General features: G+C 44.3%; 20 protein-coding genes and 1 pseudogene. 13 read left to right on the top strand and 8 right to left on the bottom strand.

Annotated features, from left to right (window positions below):
* Positions 1-76: 76 nt before the first annotated feature.
* The 4 genes and pseudogenes from AB6E52_RS16035 (at position 77) to AB6E52_RS16020 (ending at position 2165) form a co-directional block, all read left to right on the top strand.
* The gene (locus AB6E52_RS16035) at positions 77-586 is read left to right on the top strand and encodes a helix-turn-helix domain-containing protein (RefSeq protein ID WP_102319818.1); all 510 of its coding nucleotides are present in this window, start codon (positions 77-79) and stop codon (positions 584-586) included.
* On the top strand, positions 583-1425 hold the full coding sequence (locus AB6E52_RS16030) for an IS3 family transposase (RefSeq protein ID WP_106427119.1): 843 nt from the start codon (positions 583-585) through the stop codon (positions 1423-1425). Before AB6E52_RS16035 ends, AB6E52_RS16030 begins: the two co-directional genes overlap by 4 nt.
* 253 nt (positions 1426-1678) lie before the next feature.
* Positions 1679-1957 (top strand): annotated as a pseudogene (locus AB6E52_RS16025) (gamma-glutamyltransferase); the annotation flags it as partial.
* Positions 1926-2165, top strand: a complete 240-nt coding sequence (locus AB6E52_RS16020; protein ID WP_133151358.1) for a hypothetical protein — start codon at positions 1926-1928, stop codon at positions 2163-2165. The pseudogene AB6E52_RS16025 and the gene AB6E52_RS16020, both read left to right, overlap by 32 nt.
* Before the next feature lie 147 nt (positions 2166-2312).
* Here AB6E52_RS16020 and AB6E52_RS16015 read toward each other — a convergent pair whose 3' ends face one another.
* Entirely contained in the window at positions 2313-3371 is a 1059-nt protein-coding gene (locus AB6E52_RS16015; protein ID WP_102319817.1) for a HEAT repeat domain-containing protein, read from the bottom strand.
* Between the two features lie 87 nt (positions 3372-3458).
* Entirely contained in the window at positions 3459-4790 is a 1332-nt protein-coding gene (locus AB6E52_RS16010) for an anaerobic sulfatase maturase (protein WP_102319816.1), read from the bottom strand.
* Positions 4791-4927: 137 nt separating this feature from the next.
* Here AB6E52_RS16010 and AB6E52_RS16005 point away from each other — a divergent pair, with 137 nt between their 5' ends.
* The 5 genes from AB6E52_RS16005 (at position 4928) to AB6E52_RS15985 (ending at position 11200) form a co-directional block, all read left to right on the top strand.
* The gene (locus AB6E52_RS16005; protein ID WP_102319815.1) at positions 4928-5716 is read left to right on the top strand and encodes an SUMF1/EgtB/PvdO family nonheme iron enzyme; all 789 of its coding nucleotides are present in this window, start codon (positions 4928-4930) and stop codon (positions 5714-5716) included.
* A gap of 165 nt (positions 5717-5881) precedes the next feature.
* Positions 5882-7564, top strand: coding sequence for an alkaline phosphatase family protein (locus AB6E52_RS16000; protein ID WP_102319814.1), 1683 nt, complete (start codon positions 5882-5884; stop codon positions 7562-7564).
* Positions 7565-7759: 195 nt separating this feature from the next.
* On the top strand, positions 7760-8953 hold the full coding sequence (locus AB6E52_RS15995) for an ISL3 family transposase (protein ID WP_372189961.1): 1194 nt from the start codon (positions 7760-7762) through the stop codon (positions 8951-8953).
* A 269-nt stretch (positions 8954-9222) separates the two neighbouring features.
* Positions 9223-10620, top strand: a complete 1398-nt coding sequence (locus AB6E52_RS15990) for an FUSC family protein (RefSeq protein WP_102321497.1) — start codon at positions 9223-9225, stop codon at positions 10618-10620.
* 40 nt (positions 10621-10660) lie between these two features.
* Positions 10661-11200 (top strand): isochorismatase family cysteine hydrolase, encoded by a 540-nt coding sequence (locus AB6E52_RS15985; protein ID WP_017060533.1) that lies wholly within the window; start codon positions 10661-10663, stop codon positions 11198-11200.
* A gap of 125 nt (positions 11201-11325) precedes the next feature.
* Here the strand turns inward: AB6E52_RS15985 and gltX are convergent, their stop codons facing one another.
* On the bottom strand, positions 11326-12753 hold the full coding sequence (gene gltX, locus AB6E52_RS15980) for a glutamate--tRNA ligase (protein WP_102321498.1): 1428 nt from the start codon (positions 12751-12753) through the stop codon (positions 11326-11328).
* Positions 12754-13053: 300 nt separating this feature from the next.
* Between gltX and AB6E52_RS15975 the strand changes: the two genes are divergently transcribed.
* The gene (locus AB6E52_RS15975; protein ID WP_102321499.1) at positions 13054-15858 is read left to right on the top strand and encodes a heavy metal translocating P-type ATPase; all 2805 of its coding nucleotides are present in this window, start codon (positions 13054-13056) and stop codon (positions 15856-15858) included.
* Positions 15848-16288 (top strand): DUF411 domain-containing protein, encoded by a 441-nt coding sequence (locus tag AB6E52_RS15970; RefSeq protein ID WP_017060536.1) that lies wholly within the window; start codon positions 15848-15850, stop codon positions 16286-16288. The genes AB6E52_RS15975 and AB6E52_RS15970 overlap by 11 nt, the downstream gene beginning before the upstream one ends.
* Positions 16289-16549: 261 nt before the next feature.
* On the opposite strand, the gene AB6E52_RS15965 is transcribed toward AB6E52_RS15970, so the two are convergent.
* Both AB6E52_RS15965 and AB6E52_RS15960 read right to left on the bottom strand, forming a co-directional pair.
* On the bottom strand, positions 16550-17242 hold the full coding sequence (locus AB6E52_RS15965) for an oligogalacturonate-specific porin KdgM family protein (protein WP_102321500.1): 693 nt from the start codon (positions 17240-17242) through the stop codon (positions 16550-16552).
* 533 nt (positions 17243-17775) lie between these two features.
* Positions 17776-20427 carry a beta-N-acetylhexosaminidase gene (locus AB6E52_RS15960; RefSeq protein WP_102321501.1) on the bottom strand — a complete coding sequence of 884 codons (2652 nt, stop codon included), beginning with the start codon at positions 20425-20427 and terminating at the stop codon, positions 17776-17778.
* A 404-nt stretch (positions 20428-20831) separates the two neighbouring features.
* On the opposite strand from AB6E52_RS15960, the gene AB6E52_RS15955 reads away from it, so the two are divergent.
* Together AB6E52_RS15955 and AB6E52_RS15950 are read left to right on the top strand one after the other, a co-directional pair.
* Positions 20832-21710, top strand: a complete 879-nt coding sequence (locus AB6E52_RS15955; protein WP_102321502.1) for a TraB/GumN family protein — start codon at positions 20832-20834, stop codon at positions 21708-21710.
* Positions 21711-21841: 131 nt separating this feature from the next.
* Positions 21842-22264 (top strand): hypothetical protein, encoded by a 423-nt coding sequence (locus AB6E52_RS15950; protein ID WP_102321503.1) that lies wholly within the window; start codon positions 21842-21844, stop codon positions 22262-22264.
* An 84-nt stretch (positions 22265-22348) separates the two neighbouring features.
* Here the strand turns inward: AB6E52_RS15950 and AB6E52_RS15945 are convergent, their stop codons facing one another.
* Genes AB6E52_RS15945 through AB6E52_RS15935 form a run of 3 tightly spaced genes read right to left on the bottom strand, consistent with a single transcriptional unit; the run spans position 22349 to position 24099 of the window.
* Positions 22349-23185: a CsgG/HfaB family protein gene (locus AB6E52_RS15945; RefSeq protein WP_050646260.1), complete on the bottom strand. Its 837-nt coding sequence runs from the start codon at positions 23183-23185 to the stop codon at positions 22349-22351.
* Positions 23186-23201: 16 nt separating this feature from the next.
* Complete coding sequence (locus AB6E52_RS15940; RefSeq protein ID WP_102321504.1) at positions 23202-23612, bottom strand: curli assembly protein CsgF; 411 nt, start codon at positions 23610-23612, stop codon at positions 23202-23204.
* Positions 23613-23622: 10 nt separating this feature from the next.
* The gene (locus AB6E52_RS15935) at positions 23623-24099 is read right to left on the bottom strand and encodes a curli production assembly/transport protein CsgE (RefSeq protein WP_017064155.1); all 477 of its coding nucleotides are present in this window, start codon (positions 24097-24099) and stop codon (positions 23623-23625) included.
* Positions 24100-24103 lie beyond the last annotated feature (4 nt).

The raw sequence follows: 24103 nt of genomic DNA, 5'->3' as shown, positions 1-24103 counted from the left end.
ACAGCTCTGAAGGATCCTTCAACCGATCGCTTTGGCTTTAACTGATCGGCATTAACCAATTATTGGGGGTCTTTTTATGTCCAAATATAGCCGAGAGCTAAAATGTATCATTGCTAGGCAATACTTAGATGGCACGTCATCTCTCTACTTAGCAAAACAATATTCAATTTCTTCAAGACAGATACGGTATTGGGCTCAAGTCTTTGCCATCCATGGTACTGATTCATTTTTACCAACTAACCAAGCGGCTACTGCTCAGACAAAACGAAAAGCATTGAATTTAATGTGGACGAATGAATGGTCTCTCACGCACACTAGCGCAGTATTAAACCTCTCATCCCCTGGGATACTCTCTGTCTGGCTCAAACGATTTAATGAGCACGGTATCAAAGGGCTCAAAATGCGCCAGAAAGGAAGACCCTCAATGAAACAGCAACCTCAACGTACCACTAAGCCTGATGATGAAATGACACTTGAGGAGCTAAAAGAGGAGTTGGTCTATTTACGAACCGAGAATGCCGTTCTAAAAAAGTTGGAAGAGTTGGAGCAGGAAAAAAACCGTCGAACAAAGAAAAAGCGGTCATAGCTCTAACTCTTAAAAGCAAATACCCGTTAAAGCACTTACTGCACACTCTACAGCTGGCAAAAAGTGTCTTTTATTATCAGGCTCAAACGAGCAAGCGCCCAAATAGCTACGAACGTGAGCTGCGGTTGATAAAGTCAATTTATCATGAGCATAAGGGGCGATACGGCTACCGCCGAATTCACTTGGAACTAAAAAATCAGGGGTTTGAGCTTAATCACAAAACGGTTCAAAGGCTTATGGCTCAGCTCAACCTTAAATCGACGGTCAGGATTAAAAAGTATCGTTCATATCGAGGAGAGTCTGGAACAGCAGCTCCTAACGTGCTTGAAAGAGATTTTAGTGCGACTCAACCCGATGAAAAATGGGTAACTGATGTCACGGAGTTCAAAGTAAAAGAGCAGAAAGTATACTTGTCTCCCGTTGTCGACTTGTTTACTCAGGAAGTGGTTGCTTATAGAGTGGCTAAAAATGCCTGCTTGCCGCTTGTCACGGATATGCTGACGGAAGCCATATCAAAGCTTAAACCCAACTCAAAGCCAATTATACATAGCGATCAAGGTTGGCAATATCGCCATCGACAGTATCAAAAAAAGGTAGCGGAGAGTGGGTTAACGCAAAGCATGTCGAGAAAAGGTAACTGCTTGGATAATGCGGTTGCTGAAAACTTTTTTGCTTTACTCAAAACAGAGATGTATCACAACCAAAGCTTTGAAGATGCAGATGCTCTGATAGAGCAAATTAAAGAATACATCGAGTACTACAATACCAAACGTATAAAAGTGAAACTAAAAGGCCTGACTCCGATAGAATATCGAACTCAGGCCTTGAAAGCCGCTTAACAGAAATGTCCAACTTTACGGGGTCACTTCAGGTAATCAAATAACCTTGGGCTTTTTAATGTCTTTGAATTGTCATGCTTAACAAGCCATAACATTGGTCTTAACTATCCTTTAATAGAAAAACATTTAGTTTGTTTGGCGATTAATGTCAGAGCCGTCAATATTGTGTAAGAAGGCTGCAAACTAAAGAACTTCACTACCTTAATTTGGTCAACCTAAGAGCGAATAAACAGATACCTTAAACGGAGAACGCATGCGAATAGCGACTTTATCTTTAAGTTTGGTTTCAGCGGTCGGTTTCGCGGCTAAGCCAAATCCTTTTCCAATTACGCCAGACGAAACTGGCGAAGAGTTTATGGTAAGTGCAACGAATCCATATGTAAGCAGCACTGGGTATTCGGTACTCAAGCAAGGCGGTAATGCGGTCGATGCGATGGTGGCGATGCAGATGACAATGTCGGTGGTTGAACCGGATATGACTGGGATTGGCGGCGTTACTTTTGCGCTGTTTTACCAAAAAGACAAAGACCAAGATTGATCGCACCAAACCTTATGACCCAACGGGTTTGCTCGTCGAAAAGAAAACCTACGCCGAAATGTTAGTACCAGAGTTCATGCAGCTCGGTTATCCGGTGCATGTCATTCCAGTCGTCAGTGGCTTGAATGCCATTGAAGTCAAAGATGGCAAGATCTATGGCGCGACCTACAGACGCCGTGCATCAAGCTCTATGGGTGAATAATAAAACGAAATGGGCAAGTAACAGGCTTGCCCTTATTTTGTCTTTAGTTACTTGAACCTCGTCTAAGCAGTTTATGGATGCGAAAAAGCCAGTCGAACGTGTCGACTGGCTTTTCATTATAGGCTTCGCTAATTACTCATTAGGATATTATGAGCTTGGCGCTACTCGTTTGTCTTTCAACTGATCAATAACATAGTCAGGAGCTACTTTACCTAGCTCACCTAAGCAATCATCGGTCTTTTCATTTCCGTAGCGCACATAGATATCGCATACCGCGTATAGCTGCTCTGGAGAACCAGAGATCAAATATGCTTTCTCGAACGATTTAGTCGACTTGTCGATATCCAACTCTTCTTGTAATACCCCATTTAGGTACCAGTAGTAGCTGTTATCTTTCGCTAGCTTCGCAGCCACTTCAATCTCTTTGGCTGCCGCAGTTTTGTCTTCAAGGCGAACCAGAGTCAACGATTTCGAATAATGCAGAGCGGCGTTGTTTGGCACGCTCTCCAAACCACGATCTAATACTTCGACTGCTTGCTTATCTTTGTTCTGAGCTCGAAAATTATCTGCGTAGCTCAACCAAACTTGCGCTTCTTTTGGATGCGTATTGATCAGCTCTAGATAAACCGTTTCCGCCTTATCCCAGTCATTGTGCCAACGAAGCACATCAGCAAACAGTAATTGGTACTTTTCAGATTCTTGCGTTTCCAAGAAGCTAATAAGCTCTGTGACTGGTGGTTCAATTTGTGCTTTCTGCTCGTCATCCAATGCATTGAAGTCACGGACTAGGTTTGACGTTGCCGTATGGCGAACCATGGTATCGCTGTCTTTTAGCAAGGGTGAAACTAACGCCCAGCGATGTTCAAGTTGGTAAGGTTCAGAACCGATAACCGCCGCTTCACGAACTTCAGGGTTTTGATCTTTTAAGCCTCTTGCCACCGCCACCAGCGCATTTTGGCTTGGATATGAAGCAAGCTCTTGCAGTGCACCAGTACGATTTTCAACAGATTGATTCTGATCTTGTGCCATGTAAGACAACTGTTGAATGCGGGTTTGAGTGTCCGTCATTTCAAGCACTTGATTGATATTTTGTGCTGGCGCGTCAACCGTTTGTTGAACGCTATTCGCAGCCATCGCAGACGTTGAAATTAATGCGGACGTTGAAATCAATAAAGCAACAGCCGTCGCTAAACTCTTCTTCATCATAGTATTACCTTAAACTGGAGAACTTAGCCTGTCCTTAGACTCGTATCTGATTAAATTTTTCTTGGACCTGTTGATCCAAAGAACGAGTTAAAACTTGGTCTCGAACGTAGCTTGTTGCGCCTGTTTTGCTCGATGCGCCATCAATACTGAGTCGCTGAATTTACCATGAGCAACCGGATGCCCCATCGCGCGAGCGATGTACGCCATCGACTTATCGACATGAGAAAAGAACTTATGCCAACCAGCACATAAGTAATTCAAACCCGGTTCACCTACACGAGTTTTGATAAAGCGGTTCTTAGGGCACTCACCATGACAAGCGAACTTGTAATCACACTGCTGACATTGACTGGTCAGTGTACGGGATTTAGCAAAACCAAACTTTTGCTGTGGTGCGCTGTACGCCAAATCATCAAGTTTCTCGTGATGAATATTGCCAATCTTGTATTCAGGGTAAACATAATGGTCGCATGAAAATACGTCGCCATTTGGCTCCATTGCCAAGCCCTTTCCGCATATCTCATTCAAGGTACACAGTGGGTTCGGACGCCCAATCCATGTTTCTAAACTTGCTTCATAATACTGAACAAACACCTTGCCGATGTCGTTCTTGGCCCACTCGTCAAACACAGAAATCAAGAAGTTACCCCAAGCCAAGTCCGACACACACCACGATTCCATGATTGAATCTTTATGGCCGGGGATCAGGCGTTTGTCGCCTTGTTTAAGCTGCTCGCTTACTTGGGATGTTTGTGGTGCAACCGTTCTAAAGGTTTTTTGCTCAACGATAGGGATAAACTGCATTTGTGGCGACTTCACCACATCACGTAAGAATCGGTACACTTCTAGTGCATTTTGACTGGTCAGGTTGTTCACGCAGGTTAACGTCGCGAATTTCACTTGGTGCTTGTGCAACAGCTCAACAGCCGCCATCACTTGTTTGAACGTACCACGACCGGCTCGGTTAGTACGGTAGGCGTTATGCAGCATCTCTGGGCCATCAATACTTAAGCCGACCAAGAAGTTATTCTTTGCTAAGAACTGTCCCCAATCGTCATTCAGTAACGTGCCATTGGTTTGTAAGTCGTTTGAAATCAATACACCTTCAGGTTGGTACTTCTTCTGTAGTTCAACCACACGTTCAAAATAGGCCAAACCAAGCATGGTAGGTTCACCACCCTGCCATGAGAAGATAATTTCTGGCGTGTTTTGACCTTCGATGTATTGTCGGATGTAGGTTTCTAACGTCTCATCATCCATTCTTGGAGAACTGCCTTTCTTGTACTTCAACAAATCTTGCTTACTTAGGTAGTAACAATATTTACAGTCAATGTTGCATGCTGCGCCAATCGGCTTAGCCATGACATGCAAGCGCTTAGACGCTTTACCGTTATATTGTGGACCTTGAGTAATATGCATGATTTACCTACCTATTTTAGTATTCTGGACCCATCATAATTCCTATTCGATCAGGTGACATGTTATACCCTTTATAACCAATAGGAATGACCTTAAACGTTAGAATTAGACCCTATTTCGAACATCTGAGGCACGTGATGAAATTTCTTAATTACAAACAGTTAGCAACAATTAGCAGCGTCACCATGACTATCCTTCTGAGTGGCTGTGCAAGCGTGCCTACACACCCCATCGCCCAACAAATTGACCAAGAGATGGTGTTGGTTGAAGGCGGCACATTCACCATGGGGTCGAACGGTCCAGAAGCGACCAAAGCAGAGCGTCCTGCACGTAATGTAACTGTAGATAGTTTCTATATTGCGAAGTTTGAGGTGACTCAAGAATTGTTCGAATCGGTGATGGGTTCATCTCTCAGTTATTTCCAAAACCCACAAGTTCCGGTCAATAACCTTAGTTGGCAGCAAGCAAACTATTTTGTTGAGCAGTTGAATGAATTAACGGGTGAAGAATACCGTCTGCCTACTGAAGCTGAATGGGAATTTGCAGCCAAAGGTGGCAATAACAGTAAAGGCTATACTTACAGTGGTTCCAATAACTTAGATGATGTTGCGTGGTACTCAGCAAATTCTAAAAATAGCGCACATCCAGTCGGGCTAAAGAAACCAAATGAACTAGGCTTATATGACATGACAGGAAACGTGGGCGAGTTTGTTATCGATGCCTTCGATGACACCTTCTACCGATTCGGTCCAACAGACAACCCTAACAACGCAAAACACAGCGACGTCGGTTTATCACACAAATCGGTTCGCGGTGGCAGCTTTGCTTATGACGAAAATGAATCTGAAAGTTACCGTCGTGACTTCGCAAGCCAATCGATCACTATGTCAGATATGGGGCTGCGTTTAGTTAAGGATGTGAACTAGCTAACGAAGCGAACTAACTAAAGATGCCGAAGGTTATGGTTCACTAATCGTCACCAACAATACTAAAAATACGATTCGCAATGCACACACGTTACAAATCTGGCCAAACGTTGGAAACCTGACCAAACATTAGAACTCAGCGGCAACAGTGAATAAGGAAACTCTATGCAATACACCAAGCTTTCAGGACTAACCCTCGCGTTACTCTGCGCTCTCCCAGCTTCAGCTGAGGAAAAGCCAAATCTAGTCCTTCAAATCACGGTAGATGGCCTGCGCGCAGATCTAATCGAACGATATAAGCACAACTTCGGTGAAGGCGGTTTCCGGTACTTAATGGATGATGGTACCTACTACACCAACGCAAACTACCAACATGGCAACACGGAAACGATCGTGGGCCATGTGTCGCTTGCAACAGGTGCTCCACCGAGCGTACACGGCATGGTAGGTAATGTTTGGTATGACCGTAGCGAAGAACGTTTGGTGTATAACGTAGAAGACGGTAACTACCAAATGCTGACCTCTGGTGCAGGTGTCGATAAAGCAACAGAGATCGACCCAACGCAGAAGACAGCACAAGGCGATGGCCGCTCTCCAGAGCCAATACTCTCCACCACGTTTGGTGACGAACTGACGATTTCCAATAGTGGCAAATCAAAAGTATTCGGTGTATCAGTGAAAGACCGCGGCGCAATCTCATTGGCAGGACACAGTGGTAAAGCCTTCTGGTTCTCCAAAGCACAATCGGAGTTTGTCACCAGTAACTATTACTATGACGAGAATCCAGATTGGGTATCACGCTGGAACGAGAAAGCGATTGCTGCTCAGTATTCCAAACAGAAATGGGAGCTCTCATTACCGCGTGATAAGTACACGTTGCAAGAACACGATACCGAACACAAAGTGAAACTCGGTGACTTCCAACGCACCTTCCCTCATCCTTATGGCCCGGCAAGTTACAAGTACTACAGCACAACGCTAACCGTCAGCCCTGCTGGTGACGAAATCACGGAAAACTTCGCTAGCACCTTGTTGATGCAAGAGAAGCTTGGCCAAGGCGACGTAACCGATTATCTGTCAGTGAGTTTCTCATCAAATGACTACGTGGTGCACCTTTACGGCCCTGAAAGCCTAGAAACAGAAGACAACCTTATCCGACTTGATAAGACTCTCGCTAAGCTTTTCAAAACCGTGGATAACCAAGTCGGGCTAGAAAACACATTGATTGTGCTGTCTGCCGACCACGGTGTACCTGAATCTTCACCTGCGGCAAATGCGCTTGGTTTCAATCAAGCTCAATACTTCAATAAAGACACACTACTCTCGAGTGGTGTTGAGAAACGATTGAAGGATGAATTTGGTTTAACCAAAGACGCGATTCGCTTGTACGCACAACCTTACATCTATCTGAATCATGATCTGATCGCTGAGAAGAAGCTTGATCTGGCTAAGGTCCAAGAAGCTATTGCGGATGAAATTGCAAAAGTGAAAGGTGTTGCGTTTGCTGTATCAAGTAGTGACATTGCGGCTAACCGAGTACCGGATACGCATGTGATGCAGCTAATTAAAAACAACTACCACCCTGCTCGTTCTGGCGACGTGTACGTAGTATTTGCACCGCGCAGCTACATTAACGACATGGAAGGCCTCCAAATTGCCTCTACACATGGTTCTCCGTGGAAATACGACACTCATGTGCCTGTGATCTTTGCAGGCTACGACGTTGAAGCTAAGAAGGTATCGCGAGCAGTGACGCCATATGACATTGCGCCAACGCTTTCGAACAAACTGGGTATCACCCAACCAAGCGGGTCAATCGGAGAAGTGCTGCAAGAGATCACTGAGTAGACTCAATCTCTAAGGTTTCGTGAGCTAGATTTCGAATCCAGCACCCACTCAATAAAAGAGCCGTTTATCTGTTTCTGACTCACTAGGTCGAAACAAATAAGGTTCATCGCGGATTAGCGGGAACTAAAAACAAAAACGGTAGTAAGTGATATGGTTTAGTCGCCAAACAAAAATCATACACAAACTACCGTTTTCATGCCGAATCATACTTTCCTATCTTCATTCTGGGAAGGCTTTCAAATAGTAAAGTCTCACCAGACAGCATCACTTATTACCCTGACTCTTAAACCTAACTCTGAGGCTAAGTGCCTTTGTGGTCTTGAAGCCGAAGCTATCCATGAGTATCAATGGCGTCATGTGAAAGAAGCCATGTTGCTCGGTGTTCCTGTTGAACTTTCCGTTCAAACTCGAAGAATTAAGTGTCGTGAATGCGGCATAAAAACAGAGTCTCTATCTTGGTTAGAGCCTTATGCTCGTATAACGAAGCGCCTAAAAAGTTATATAGAACAACTGCTGCCTCTTCTTCCCATTAAGCATATCTCCCAGTTAACGAGCGTACATTGGCACACCATTAAAGAGATAGATAAACGCCGACTTCGACAAGTGGTGCCGTCAGTGAAATGGGAGGGGCTAAGGCAACTCGTCATGGACGAGTTCGCTATCTTTAAAGGACATCGGTATGCCACGGTCATTGCTGACGCTAAGACTCACCAAGTCATTTGGATAGGGTTAGGCCGTAGCCGCAAGGACATACGACCGTTCTTCGAGCTGTTAGGCAAGCATGGCAACAATATCGAAGCGGTCGCAATGGACATGAATACGGCTTTTGACCTTGAAGTTCAAGCGCACTGCCCGAATGCAAAAATCGTTTACGACTTATTCCATGTTGTAGCTAAGTTCGGTCGTGAGGTCATGGATAGAGTCAGAGTCGACCAAGCCAACAAGCTCAAGCAAGATAAAAAAGCGAGGCAATGGGTCAAGCGCTCACGCTGGGGGTTGTTGAAAAATAGAGGCAACTTAAATCCACGGCAAGACAGCTATCTTACAGAAATATTGAATATCAATAAGGACTTAATGACCACTTATATACTCGGGGCACAGCTCAAAGAGCTTTGGTATTGTGAATCAGAAGCACATGCTAAAGGGCTCTGGGAGGCGTGGTGGGCACAAGTACAAGAGAGTGGAATTAAGCCATTGAAAGAGTTCGCACGAAAACTGAGTCCTTATCTTCACGGTATTATCGCATCGGCAAGTTATCCGCTAAACACCTGCACCCTAGAAGGGATAAACAACAAGATAAAGCTAATCAAGCGAATGGGGTATGGGTATCGAGATACCGACTACTTCTTCTTGAAGATAAAAGCGGCTTTCCCCGGAAAGCCGCGATGAACCTAAAATAATCGGAACAACTAGCCAGCTTAGAAGAACGATAAACCTGATGTTCTATCGCTATTAACTATTAGAAGATCTATCGATCATTATCAGCATCGAACAATATCGTATAAGTAGAGTGACTGATCGCCCCCCTCCCCCTGAATGTTAAACGATGCAATAGAGTTGCTATATTTGATGGATCAAGGCCTTCAAACTAGAGTTTAGGCTGACCAAAAGATCAGGCAATATCCTCGTATTCGATCCCTCTGCCGCTAAACCCCACTATGCTACTCATTATAAAGTCACTGAGCACTCCAGCCAAGAATGCCATAAAGGTTGCCCTAGCATTTTGTTTAGCTATCTACCTTGCGTTGTATTTTAACCTTGAGAAGCCTTACTGGGCGGCTATCGTGGTCAATATATTGGCCATCACTGATACTATTACTGCTGGCAAGAAAAAAGGCATTCTCAGATTGTTGGGGACGCTTTGTGGCGCGTTTGTCGGGCTTTGGTTAATCGCTGTTTTTGGGCAAGATCGATATTATTTTTTAGCAAACATCGCACTGTTACTCGCAATTTGTATATACATGGGTTCCGATCCGGTCATCGGCTATGCTTACATTACGGCATTTATTGTCTGCATCCTGCTGGCGATATCTGGCAGCTTTGATGGTGTAGCTACATTTAATATTGCGGTACTAAGGCTGCAAGAAACCCTGCTTGGCTTCGTGGTCTATACGACCATCTATAGCGTGGTTTGGCCTGAGGATGATGACACACGCTTTAACAACGAAGTCAGTGTTGTTTTAGAGGCGATGTCTCCCCTCATTCATTCACTCGCTTACAATGACTCAGCGCAGCGTTTCCAGTTACACACGAGCTGCGAGTTAAATATTGAAAGCCCGACCTTCAAAGCGCTAAACGATCTGATGCGCCTGCCCGATTTGCATGGCCGTATGCCTGCCAGAAAGCAGTGGAAGCATCAACAGCAAACTCAAGCAATCTGGGTTGCCAAACAGTTACTGCAAAACGCCCATGATCAAGGGGTTGATCACAATGATTTTTCGATACTTAACCAGGCTATGGCTTTTATTGAAGCATCATCGGTTAATGTCGATTACAAGCCCCCTTTTCCAGAGACAGTCAAACAATTCTACCAGGGTAACTTTAAGAAAAAGCGCTTATTTGCCCGATTACTTGACAACAGCCAGCAACGATTAAGCAATACGTTAGTCGGCACAATGAGCTTCATCTCAGCAATTCTAGTCTGGATATATCTACCAATATCATCGGGAAGTCTGTTCATCATTAACAGTGCCATTTGCGCCTTGATATTAAGCAACATGCCTAGGCAAATGATAAAGCACTGGACCATTGGCTACTTAGCCTTTGGGTCACTGTTCCTCATTCAGTATGTTATGCTGTTACCTTCGATGACCGAAGTATGGCAATTAATGGCATTTTACTTTGTTAATGTCTTTACGGTGTATCGCCTGTTCGCTGGTAATCAGTGGATGGTCTATCGAGTTCTCGGGGGCAACCTATTAGTAATGATTACCATGAGCGCAACGCAACTTGTGCCTGTTTATGACGTCACTACCCCTTTGAACCTACTCATTTATATGATGGTTGCACTGGCTTTCATCCGCTTTTACACCCGCTTAATACACCGTAAAAGTTAACCACTATAACCTCACACAAAGACCACTAAGGCATAAAGTAATGAAAATGAGTAAATGCTCTGCGCTTGTCGTTATCGACCTGCAACAAGGTATCGTTGATCAATTACCGGAAACCGTGTCCCGACCGATCATAGAGAACAGCCTTGCTCTCTGCGATGCATTTGATGATGCTGATTTACCCGTAATTATTGTTAATGTAGCCGGTCGTCCACAAGGCCGAACGGAACTGCAAAATAAAGCGGCTCAGCCTGACGCATCAAAGATCGTATGGGGAGAGGTCATCGAAAGCCTGCGCCTAAACCCTAATTATCGCTATCTAACCAAATATTCCTGGGGTGCATTTACCAACACAGATTTGCAGAAGCAGCTTTGTGAGCAAGGTATTACGGATATTTATCTGACCGGGGTAGCAACAAGTATTGGGGTCGAATCAACGGCTAGACAAGCATTTGAACTGGGTTATAACGTGGTGATTGTCGAAGATGCGATTGCAGATATGAACCCGATGAACCACCAGCACAGCTGCCAAAATATATTCCCAAAACTCAGTGTTTTAGCAAAAGCTCAAGACTTGCTATAACTGTCTCGTCCTAAAATACGTTGACCGTATTTTCATTAAACAATAAAAAGCCGACAGCGAATTAAGCTGTCGGCTGATGATCGTTCTATCTCAAGTACATTCTATCTCAAACAAGAGAAATAGGATTAAGCGTTAGCTTCACGCTCAGCAATGAACTCAAGAGCCATCTTGATGCGAGCGATTACGCGCTCTTTACCAACAAGCTCCATCACTGCATCAACAGAAGGAGACTGACCGCCGCCTGTTACTGCTACGCGAAGTGGCATACCGATTTTACCCATGCCGATCTCTAGCTCTTCACATACTGCTGCGATAACACCGTCTTTGATGTTTGCAGTCGTGAAATCTTCAAGCGCTTCAACCTTAGCAAGCGCAAGCTCTAGTGGGCCTTTAGCAACACCACGTAGGTGCTTCTTCGCTGCGCCAGCTTCAAACTCAGAGAAATCTTCGTAGAAGTAACGAGATTGCTCAGCAAGTTCGATAAGCGTGTTACAACGCTCGCCAACTAGCTTGATCACTTCAGTGATAGCTGGACCGTTTGTTGTATCGATCTTCTGTGCGTCTAGGTGCCATTGCAGGTATTTTGCAACGTACTCAGGCTCAGATGTCTTGATGTAGTGGTTGTTCAACCAAAGTAGCTTATCAGTGTTGAATGCAGAAGCAGACTTGCTGATAGCCTTCAGGCTGAAGAATTCAATCATCTCTTCTTGAGAGAAGATCTCTTGGTCACCGTGAGACCAGCCTAAACGAACTAGATAGTTGTTTAATGCATTTGGTAGGTAACCTTCATCGCGGTATTGCATTACAGAAACAGCACCGTGACGCTTAGAAAGTTTCGCACCGTCATCACCAAGAATCATTGCACAGTGAGCGAACGTTGGAACTGGCGCGCCTAGTGCTTCATAGATGTTGATTTGACGAGGTGTGTTGTTGATGTGGTCTTCACCACGAACAACGTGTGTGATACCCATATCCCAGTCATCCACTACAACTACGAAGTTGTAAGTTGGAGCGCCGTCTGTACGACGAATGATTAGGTCATCAAGTTGGCTGTTAGAAATTTCAATGCGACCACGGATTTGGTCATCAAATACTACGCTGCCTTCTTTAGGGTTACGGAAACGGATAACGCATGCATCACCTTCTTTTGCTGCTTCGTTTGCTGCAACAATTTTAGGGTGGTTAGCATCGTAACGAGCCATCTCTTTGTTTTCTTCTTGCTCTGCACGAATTTCATCAAGCAGTTCTTTAGACGCGTAGCATTTGAATGCTTTGTCTTCAGCAAGTAGCTTATCAACCATTTCGTTGTAACGGTCAAAACGCTTAGATTGGTAGTAAGGACCTTCGTCCCATTCCATACCCATCCATTGCATGCCTTCTAGAATTGCATCAACCGCTTCTTGAGAGTTACGCTCAAGGTCTGTGTCTTCGATACGTAGAACGAATTCACCGCCTTGGTTTTTAGCGAATAGCCAAGAGTAAAGTGCAGTACGTGCACCACCAACGTGAAGATAGCCAGTTGGGCTAGGAGCAAAACGAGTTTTAACCGTCATTTAAATACCTTGATTATGTAGGTGATTCTTTTAGTGCTCGCCATTACAAGGCCTGCAATAGTCAAACATCACTAAATTTTGGGCGCTATTTTATCACCACCGCTTAAATCTACAATCAGTAGTGAATGATTAATGCGCTGTTGTTGTACGAAAGCCGTTATTGAAAGGCCAATTACGCCCTTAAAGTCGTAAATAGATAGTCTTAGCAAGTAGATTATAGCCGCACATTCTTAATTTCCCTCTTCCATTCCAAACTGAAACCACCAGCTAGCACTCCACCAAGATCAAATTCTTGAATTTATGTTTGACCTTACCCTTACGGGAAGGTTTATGTTAGGCGTAGATGAGAATTGGAGTATCGATATGAACTACTACACAACGGCGCTCAACGGCCTAAATTGCATGGGTTGCGCGAAGAAAGTTCGCACACTGTTTAGCGATCTCGACAGCACGATGATTAATGACATATCGCCGACCTACATCGATATTTCGACTCCATTTAGTTACATTCAGCTCAACGAACAGTTAGCAACGCTTGGCTATTCTATGGGTAATCAGCTGCACCTTTCGCTATCCGGTCTGAGTTGCGGCAAGTGTGTGAGCAAACTGACTAAAGCGCTTGAACAAACTGAGCAAGCCTTAAACCTAGAAGTCAGCAAACAGGAATTATCACTGGTTACTCTGCTTTCTGAGTCTGAGGTGATTAAGCTGGTCGAAAGCCTGGGTTACCACGCAGCTCCCTACTCAGAAACGAATGACCTTTCATCGAGTTCAGATTTAGAAGACGAACAAGCAGATAAAAAGAGTGAAGATAAAACCGCAGCTAGCCAATATACCTATCACCTTGTTCTTGAGGGGATGACTTGTGCGAGTTGTGTCTCTTCGGTAGAGAAAGCACTGAAAAAGAATGAGTTTGTCGACCAAGCTCAGATCAACCTTGCCGAACAAACTGCCTTGGTTTTCACCTCCAAAACACGTGATCTCATTGAAAACAAGCTCATCGAATCAGTCAAAGCTGCGGGGTATGGCGCCGAGTTTGTTGATGATGCGGCAACACAACAACAAAAACAGCAAGAGCAACAACTTCGTACTCAACAAGCCTTCCTTAGAAACTCAGTAAGCGCGTTGGTAATCGGTGCACCGCTAATGGCATGGGGCGTGTTCGGCGGCAGCATGACCATTACTACATTTAACGACCAACTGGCTTGGGGATTCATTGGTGTGGTTTGTTTAGTGTTGTTAGCCACTTCTGGACGCAGCTTCTTCACCAATGCTTGGCAATCCTTGATGCATAAACGCGCGACCATGGACACGCTAGTAGCTTTGGGTACAGGCGCAGCATGGTTCTACTCAATGTTGGTTGTGCTCATTCCATCATGGTTCCCTGAAGCTTCTCGCCACGTCTACTTTGAGGCGAGCGCGATGATCATTGGCCTTATTTCTTTGGGTCACTACATCGAGGCCAAAGCCAAAGCTCGCACTACAAAATCGCTACAGGCACTGATTAATTTACAGCCTCAAAAAGCGATGGTTATCGTCGATGGCAAAGAGCAAACCATCGCCGTAGAGGCCATCCAAGTTGGCATGCAAGTTCGAGTAAAGCCGGGAGAAAAAGTCCCTGTCGATGGTGTCGTGGTTTCGGGTGAATCTTATATCGATGAATCGATGCTGACTGGTGAGCCGCTTCCCAACGTAAAATCAGTTAATGATGGCGTTTCTGCAGGTACCATTAATGGTGACGGCAGCTTAATTATTGAAGCGACAGGAATTGGCTCAAGCACTATGTTGGCTCGCATTATCCAGATGGTTCGCCAAGCACAAAGCAGTAAACCTGCAATTGCCAAGCTTGCCGACTCTATCTCTGCTGTTTTCGTTCCTGTTGTAGTCGCGATCGCTGCCATTGCCGCCTTAGTTTGGTTTTTTGTTGGCCCACAACCAAGTGCAAGCTACATGCTTGTCGTATCGACGACCGTGCTGATCATCGCTTGCCCATGTGCATTAGGTCTCGCGACCCCACTCTCTATTACTGTCGGTGTCGGTAAAGCGGCTGAGTTTGGCGTTCTAATCAAAGACGCCGATGTATTGCAATCAGCTAGCAAAATCGATGCTGTTGTGTTTGATAAAACAGGCACATTGACCCAAGGAAAACCAACCGTTCAACAGGCCTTTTACCCTAATCTAACGGAACGGGAATTACTGGCTTACGCTTATTCAGTGGAAGTAGGATCTGAGCACCCACTCGCCAAAGCCGTTTGCCAATATGCAGAGAGCTTGGAAGTTTCAGTACTCCCACACAGCGAATTTGAAAACCGCCGCGGCCTTGGCGTACAAGCCAACATTAACGGAAAACACATCCAAGTCGGCTCTCTTAAATACCTAACCCAACTCGGTGTTGATACTCAAATAGGTAGTGACTTTATTGAACTTTGCCGCGCACAAGCATGGACGCCAATCTTCGTCGTCATCGACCAAAAACTGGAAGGCATATTAGGCATTTCAGACGCATTAAAAATAGATAGCAAACAAGCTATTGCTCAACTAAAATCCGCCGGAATTCACACTGTGCTATTAACGGGCGACAACGACTCTGTAGCTCAAGCGATAGGTAAAAACGTCGGTATCGACGAAGTGATTTCAGAAGTGCTTCCAGAGCAGAAAGCTCAACACATTGTTCAGCTGCAACAGCAATATAAGAGTGTTGCCATGGTCGGAGACGGTATTAACGACGCGCCTGCACTTGCTCAAGCAGATATAGGCATAGCAATGGGCAGTGGCAGTGATGTCGCGATTGAAAGTGCGCAAATGACGCTACTCAACTCGTCGCCACTGTCTGTCAGTAACGCGATTGAGCTTTCCCAAGCGACCGTGAGAAACATGAAGCAAAACCTGTTTGGTGCCTTTATCTATAATTCACTTGGTATTCCAATTGCGGCTGGTGTGCTCTACCCATTCTTTGGATTTTTACTTAGCCCTGTCGTTGCAGGCGCTGCGATGGCGATGTCATCAATCACCGTAGTCAGCAATGCCAACAGATTAAGACTGTTCAAACCCACTCATTCTAATATCAACAAAAACCATATTCATGAGGTTAACCATGATTCGTAAAATTATGACTCTTACTGCACTCGCTGCAATTTCAGGACAGGCTTTGGCTACTGATGTGCTAAACCATAAATCTCCATATTGCGGCTGCTGCACTGAATGGACAGAACATATGCGAGATGCTGGGTTCGATGTTACTGAGAAGCTCCACGATGATATGAACCCAATCAAGCAGAAGTTAGGGGTAACACAGGAGTTAGCCTCTTGCCACACTGCAGAGATCGACGGTTACGTATTTGAAGGACACATTCCAGCAGATGACATTAAAGCCTTTCTAGAAAACCCACCACGTAATGCGATTGGTTTAGCGGTTCCGGGTATGCCAATGGGTTCGCCAGGCATGGAGTATGGCGATAAGAAAGACGAGTATTCTGTGTATGCGTTTAATGAAAAAGGTCAGGTGTTTGAATACCGTCACTACAACGGAAAATAGAACCTAAACAGACCAACACACAGCAATAAAAAGAAGTCATAAAAATAGAGCCTAGCATTCAGTAAACCCAAGACTGTGGTTTACTTGCTAGGCTCTTTGCTTTTGGACAGTAAAGCAAATCTTGTCGCGGCACCAACCGGGCTGTTAGTACCGCTATGTTCCCCTCGCTAATTAGCTAGCAAGCTATTTAGCAAAAAGCTATTTAGCGAAGAAGCTCACTCGGCTAATAATCTAATAGACTAAGCAACCAAGCGAATCAGCTTAGAAGCCGTAAGAAGCACCGAATACGAATGCGTTGTTCTGCTTAGAATCGCCGTTTGCGAAATCTACACCGTTAGCTTGGCTACGGAATTCAAAGTAAGGTTGAACACCTTGACGAGTCCATGTTGCACGTAACTCGTGGTCCATCGCTTCAGCATCAATCATGTATACGTTGTTGTAGCTAAGCGCTAGGTCAGCATTCACTGTGTAAGCAATGCGGTTATCCATGCGGTAGTCTGTGTCAGCATTAGCTGAAGTATCATCGATGTGTGCACGAGTACGGTTACTAATAGAGATGCCGTTGTCGAAGTTGTAACCGATCTTAACTAGTGGACGGAACTGAATGCTTTCACCCGCAGAGAATAGATGTTGGTAACCCGCAGCAACCCATAGGTTGTCAGTGATGTTGAAAGATTGCTCACCACCTACAGTGATGCCTGGAGTAGTATTACCTGCACCGCCATTTTCAGATTCAAGTTTGCCCAGTTGGATACCATCAAACTCAGAATAAACCGTGAAACCGCCTAGAGTGTTATCAAACGTGTGACCAGCTTCTAGCGTAGAAGTCATGTCAGAACCGTGGATACGGCCATCGTCATGAATTTGGATGTTACCCGTTACGTAAGAAGAACCAGCAAAAGCACTAGAAGCGAAAGCAAGAGAAAGAGCACTTAGAGCGATAATTTTTTTCATAGTAAACTGCCTTAGTTTAATTTTTTCAGCGGCACATCTTCGGTACATCATTCACCTTCACCGCTTGAGTAGTTGGTAGCCTCCCTGGCATGAAATCTATGTTGCTCGAATTAATTCGCGTTTAAAAATAAAAGGGACAGCAGAGTGATCCCTCTCACTATCAAAAAAAGACAAGTTATTTAAAACCTTAAAATCAACAACTTAAAAACATAAAAATTGATAAAAAACTTAAGATGGAAAAATATACAGATCGGGATCACGTTATTTCACGAAGAAAAATTAAATCTAGATAGTTGAATCACATCTGATTTAGAGTTTTTTACAGGGGGCTTTTTTTTTGAAGAGAATAATGAGAAGCGCGTCACTTTTGGGATTAAAGTCACCTTATGTGCATTGTTGATGATATGACCAAAGGCGATTTCTATATGTTTCAGTTTTGGATATGCACCTAATTCGCAGTAAACAAAAAGAGCTCCCGTTTTATCTTGAATAAGATAAAGGTCAGGAGCTCTTCTACTAATAGTGCTTATCGATTATTTAACTGAGGTCACTCGACTTACTTTCTCACCACTTTCTGAAATAGAGCGGATGTAAGTCTCACCAGAAACTGATGGACGTTGTTGCTCATCGTATGTTAGCCAGTTTTCGCCATCAGCAGAGTATTGCAGCTCTACACCTGGGAATTGAACGTTCATCGCTAGCTTACCGTCAACAACCTTCGCACCTGGAACTGGTAGTCGGTAATCAATACCCGCTTTTTCTAGCTTAGCTAGCTCACGTTGACCAAGAATATTCGCGAAGCGATTAAAGTCGCTGTTCAACGCTTGCTTATTCACTAAGTTAGTTTCTTGAGAGTATTCAACACCAACCTTGTAGTCGTTTTCCCAATCTGCTCGGTGCCATGCGCGCTCTGCTGCTGCCAATACGCGAGGGAACACCATGTATTCATATTGCTCGTCAGTACGTACTGTTTCTGACCAAAGTTGAGCTGACAGACCGTAGAAAGGTTTCGCTTCAACCTCACCTTTACCAGTAAAACCATTGCCATCACGGTCTAATGATGTTTCTGCGTTTTGTGGCATGTTTTCTGGTGCGAAGCCAAACATCTTACGAGTATCGGTTGCACGTGTTGCCCAGTAGTAACCACGCTCAGCTGCATCAACTTCGTATGGCATATCCATGTATACGTAGTCTGGGTTAGAGACAATCACGTCATACCCTTTTGCTGACCAATCGTATACTGATGAAGTTCCGCCCCAGTAAAGAACGTCCCAGAAGTTCACGCGTGTACTTTCGGTCGCAAATGCTTCCTCGCCTTCGCTGTATTTCAGACCATCTTGCCATGCTTGGAAGTGGGGAATACCCTTCTCAGCAACAATCTTAGAAACCTGTTCTGCGAAGTGGCTTGGTAGATGACCGAAATCGCTTACAGTACCATCAGCGATCAATGACTGACATTGTGGTGATTGTTGGAACGGCTTATCTTGCTTAGACAAATCGATGTTGCCTTTCCAAGCCACTTTATCTTCTGCATTAATATCTTGTAAGCCTGCGCCTAACTTGATGTTTTTCGCTTCATCGCCGCCGAAGTGCCAAGTCGTTAGCGGTACGCCCGCTTCTTGGTGCATTGCCGCCACTTCAGAGATTACTTTATCGACGAAGTGAGTTGATGACTCCATACATGGGTTAATGAAGCTTTGCTTATCGTAGAACTGAACCGTGGTTACATTCGATGTATCTTGCGGATCCATCAAGCGGTATTCGTTCGCTTCTGCTTCTTTGCCTTCCGCCATGAGACGAGTGTAACGCGCTTCCATTGATACCACAGCTGAACGAGCGTGTGCTGGCATATCAATTTCAGGGATAACTTCGATGCTGCGCGCTTTAGCGTAGCTTAGGATCTCGACGTAATCCGCTTTACTAAAGAAACCAGAGCCAAAGTTGTCTGTTGTTGGACCAGAACCTAGCTGAGGCAGTAAGCAGCTTTGTTCATCCAAATCAAAACAACGATTAGACCCTACATCCGTTAGCTCTGGTAAACCTGGAATTTCTAAACGCCAACCTTCATCATCCGTTAGGTGAAGGTGCAGTTTATTCATCTTGTATGCCGCCATTTGATCTAGCGTTGCTAGGATGGCATCTTTTGAGTGGAAGTTTCGAGCAACGTCCACCATCACACCACGATAATCAAAGCGCGGCGCATCTTTAATTGACAGTTGTGGTAATGATTCAGCGTTCTGACTATCTATTAGGCCAAAAATAGACTGAACTGCGTAGAAAGCACCCGTTTTATCAAACGCTTTAATTGCAATCCCCTCTTCCGAGATGCTTAGTTCATAAGCGCCAGATTTCGCTAAATCACCCGTAAACTGAGTAGGAACAACAGCGACACTCACAGGTAGGTCGCCACTCACATCTACGTTTACCACATCTGCACGTTCTTCAATTGCTGCGAATTGCTCAGCGTCGAATGCGTCTTTAGGTAGGGCAATACCACCAGCAATGCTAACTGAACCTTCACCGGCTTCTACCGACATTGGCGTTGGTAGTAAAGTAGTTGATACGTCTTGCGTTGCTAGATCAGCATTCTTTTCAAAACGCGTCACCGCTGTCGCCATTACGTTATTATCATCAGGCGTACGCTTAAGGTTATTACCCTTTAGACCAGTTACGAACGATGCAACATCTTCTGTATTCAATGATGCAATCATCTTAGGTTCTGCGTTTGGCGCCGTCACGAATGCACCTGGCATAAAGTCAGTTTCAAACAGTTGCCAGTATTCACTCGTTAACGGAAGAACCACTTCTTCACCAGCCGCAAAGCCGTCAAATTTTTCAGTAGGTTCTAGCTTGTGAAGGTCACCAGTAACGCGAGTGATCTTAAATTGCTCATTATCAACATCTAAAATAAGACGAATACTGTGGAAGTAGATGCTCCAATCTTTAGAGTCAATCGCTTCACCGTCATTGGTTAGCGTCATGTTCACTTTATTACATGACGCCCATTCAGCACCTAGGTCCTGACAAGCCAAGCCTTCATTCGCACCATGATTAGTTAGAATTTCGTACTGAACATCAAGATTATCAGCCAGTGCATTCACTACTTTTTGTTCTGGTGCTTGCGTTACTGCACAACCTGTTAGGCCAGCCAATACCGCTACAGATAGTAAGTTTCTCTTCAACATCGTATTCACCCATAAATTAAAAATTGAGTAAGAAGCAAAATGGAGCGCTTCGAAAGTTAGATAAACTATATGGGCTTATTTTTTACCGTGAATTAAATCGAGCTAATAAAGTGATCGGCTTCAAATCTCAAAAATTTTTATAAATTTAATTTAAATAAAATCATCAAGTTACAAGCAACGGCACTTCCGTCATTTTAATTTTGACGTAAAATTTGAGAAATGAATCACAATCTTTTTTACCGATTTCATAAAATCGTGTCATTGGTAGTCAGAAAGGATTTAGAGTTTCAGCGTATTATTATACTTTTCGTACAAACAACGTGACATTGTTCTCAAAAAAAACCGTTAAAAAACACCGTCAAAATCGATTTTAACGAGTTTAATACTTCCTTAAGGAGCTCCCTTTGCGTCCACTCTGGTACATGGTTTTATTCGTTCTCGCTTTTTCAGCTAGGCAAGCGGTCGCCGAGCCCCTTTATTGGCAAGCACAAAAGGATGATCTGACACTCACTATCTTAGGTTCAGTGCACGTTGGAGACGAGAGTATGTACCCCCTTCCTTCGGCGATCACCGACGCGCTAAAAAACAGTGATGGCTTAATTATCGAAACGGATATCAGAAAGTCTGATGGCGTTTTATATCCCCGCAACAAACTAACGACTGCCGATGTACTCAATACAGAACAGCTGCAATTATTAACCGACATATCAAAATCATTGGGCATGCCGACGCAACAGCTGCTTAGTTCACCGCCTTGGGCAACTTCTCTCTCCATACAAATGCAGCAGTTAAAAAACCTTGGTTATGGCTCCGCCAGCGGCGTTGATGCGACGCTAGCGAACAAAGCGACTACCCAAGATGTTCCGGTTATCAGTTTGGAGCCTCTGCAATTCCAAATAGACCTGATGACAAAACAAAAGGACGACGGTAAGGAATGGTTAGTCAGTAGCCTAGAAGAATTTGACCAAACGGACCGTGTTGTACATTGCCTCATTGAAAGCTGGAAAGCGGGTGATTTAGCGAAGCTGGAAGCCTTCTCAGAACTGTCAGAGATGTCGCCTGAACTTGAGAAAGCATTCTTAACCGATCGCAACATAGACTGGGCAAACAAACTATCCTCCAATGATTGGAAGCTTAAGACTAAAGGGAACTACATGATAGTAGTTGGTACCTTGCACCTAATTGGAGAAGGTAACCTTATACAGTTATTAGAAAAGAAAGGCTTCAGTGTCATTCAGCAATCACAAAGCCAATCAGCCCAATGTCAATTTGAGACTAGCTAAAAAAGCTAACGATGCTCAACCTCATTTTGTTTTCGTTATAAAAGCATTTCCTTAATAACAGAATCTTTACATTTAATAGCACCATTGCAGTGCTATTATCTTTCGCTCTTTTTACCTATGGCGTTGTTCTAATGAAACCAGTACTTTTTGCTTTCCCTTTAGCCCTCACGATGCTGATGCCCTCAATAGCCTCAGCCAAAGAAACATGCACCATCGAACAGTTTCAGGCGATAGACATACAACCGGATACCAAAGGCGGTGTATTAGATAAAGAAAGCGGACAGTTTTTGATTACAGAGAAACCACCGATGCGCTGCGCCAATATTACGTTCACAACATCTACAACACGAAACCGTATCGCAAGCCAAATGAACAACAATTTTGAAGCAAACTTTTACGACAACCAAACGGGAAGCTCTCACTCGGTGACGTTTGATGAAGATGAAATAAAGGCAGGTTACATTCGAATAGGCCCGAATAAGCCAGCGGAAGCGTATGTTTGTTTTGTTACCTCGGAAACACCGATAAAAGATATTACGTGTGATGTGAATTGATCATTGAGTTGCTTGAAGAAAAAAACAGGGCTAAGGGAAAGGTCCGTTTTCCGCATAGCCCTATTTTGCTGCTTACTCGGTAGCTTAAAGTATGTCTGTACTCGCTTCGGAATAACGTGCGATAATCGGATTTTCTAATGCATTCGGATCGCCCGGCGACCACATTCCACGCTTCATTCCTTTCACAATCAAATGAATCACCGCGGCATCAATAGCAGACATCACAGCAATATTGACCGGTTCATTTTGGCTATAGCCCATTTCAACTTCCAACAGTTCTTTGTAATCAACAAATCGAAATGCGCCGAACCCAATCTCGTGTGAAGAGATAGTTTTAGTGGTGGTGACACTCAATAGAACTTGCCCGGTTCTAACGTCAACCGCTCTTAAATTCACAGTGACTTGATCCGTTCTATATTGTCCAGAACCACCGATCCCAAGATACTTAGCACCCGCACCGCCTGTCACGATATTCGAGTCATAAGCCACAATCCCGCCTTCGATGACGATGTTAGCGGAACTCAAAGACGACAAGTCTGCCCCATGATTATTTACGACCTTATCTTTTTTCTGAGCCGCTCGAATGATCTTACGTTCAGTCAATAAGTTTTGGAGCCCTTCACGCTCCAGAGGTACAAACCACTGAGAGTCGATAAGTGCTGTCGTCAATAAAGACGTCCCACCCTGTGGCACTGCTGTGGAAAAGTTACTGTTTGGCTGAGGCTTGTATTGGCCTGTTTGATCTCTAAAGTCATAAACTGAGACCAATATTTTGCCGCGAGGCTGAGGTAATGAGATGAGATCGGTATAAGTCGATCCTCTCGGCATCAGTTTTGGCGTTTCAGAAGTCTCTGGAATTTGCATAGAGTAAGTGCACCCTCCCAACACAAAGGTCAAGAAGACGATAATGATCGATTTCATAACACAATCCTTGTGATTAGAGGTCTGGGTTTAGTCCCGAAACACTGATTTCTGTTGATTCCCCTGTCGCTTTATCGACGATTTGAACGAGTAAGGTCCCGGAGTCGTCAACAATATTGAGGAAAAAGTCATCTGTTTCTAACTGCCCTGTATTTCCATTACCCACGTCAGCAAGCAATTGGCTAATTAAACGGGACTCTAAACTCGAAGCTAGGCGATCTAACGCAGACTCTTGTTCATCAAAAATATCCCTAGCATTAGGGTCTTCAAAATCATTGATGGCATTAGCGTGATTAAAAAGGTGAGAGCTGTTTAAAGCATTTCCGCCAAAACTTGGGTTTACGGGCGTGTAAACTAACTCGCTCGAGTAAACCGAAGGCGAAGCGAGCAACACAATAAGCACAGCCTTTCTGAAACATATCGACATCCTTGGCTCCTTAAAATTCATCATGGTCTAGATCGTAAGTGTCCTGAAAGATCCGTTCCGCTTGCCATCGGATGATGTAATTCCCAACCACTCGTGTTGCATCGGCAGCGCGTTCTTTCGCTTGTCTACGACCAGGGGACAACGCCGTACGGAAGATCGGTTTTCTAGAGTGTTGAACCTCTATGATGCTTCCTGATAACGCCGTTGGCCTTTCTTTTACCGTCAAATTTTCCTTAAGGTCGGGATAACTATCATTGAGCGATTGCGAGAAGAAAAAATAGAAATCCTCTCCCAACCGCGTAATGGTTCTGTCCACAATGATTCCATCGACTTCACTGAAGTCATTGAATTTTTCCTTAAGATTATTTGTCGAGTCCTCAAGTTTTTGTCCATTTTCTAAAGGAGCAGCATTTTCAAGACCATGACTCTTTTCTTCTGCATGAAGAGCAAAGGAAAGCAGAGTTATTGTAAGCAGCTTGATTTTCATATGT

The organism is Vibrio sp. 10N.247.311.13 (assembly GCF_041467595.1).
Classification (GTDB): domain Bacteria; phylum Pseudomonadota; class Gammaproteobacteria; order Enterobacterales; family Vibrionaceae; genus Vibrio; species Vibrio crassostreae_C.
This window is presented reverse-complemented; position numbering and strand designations above follow the sequence as displayed.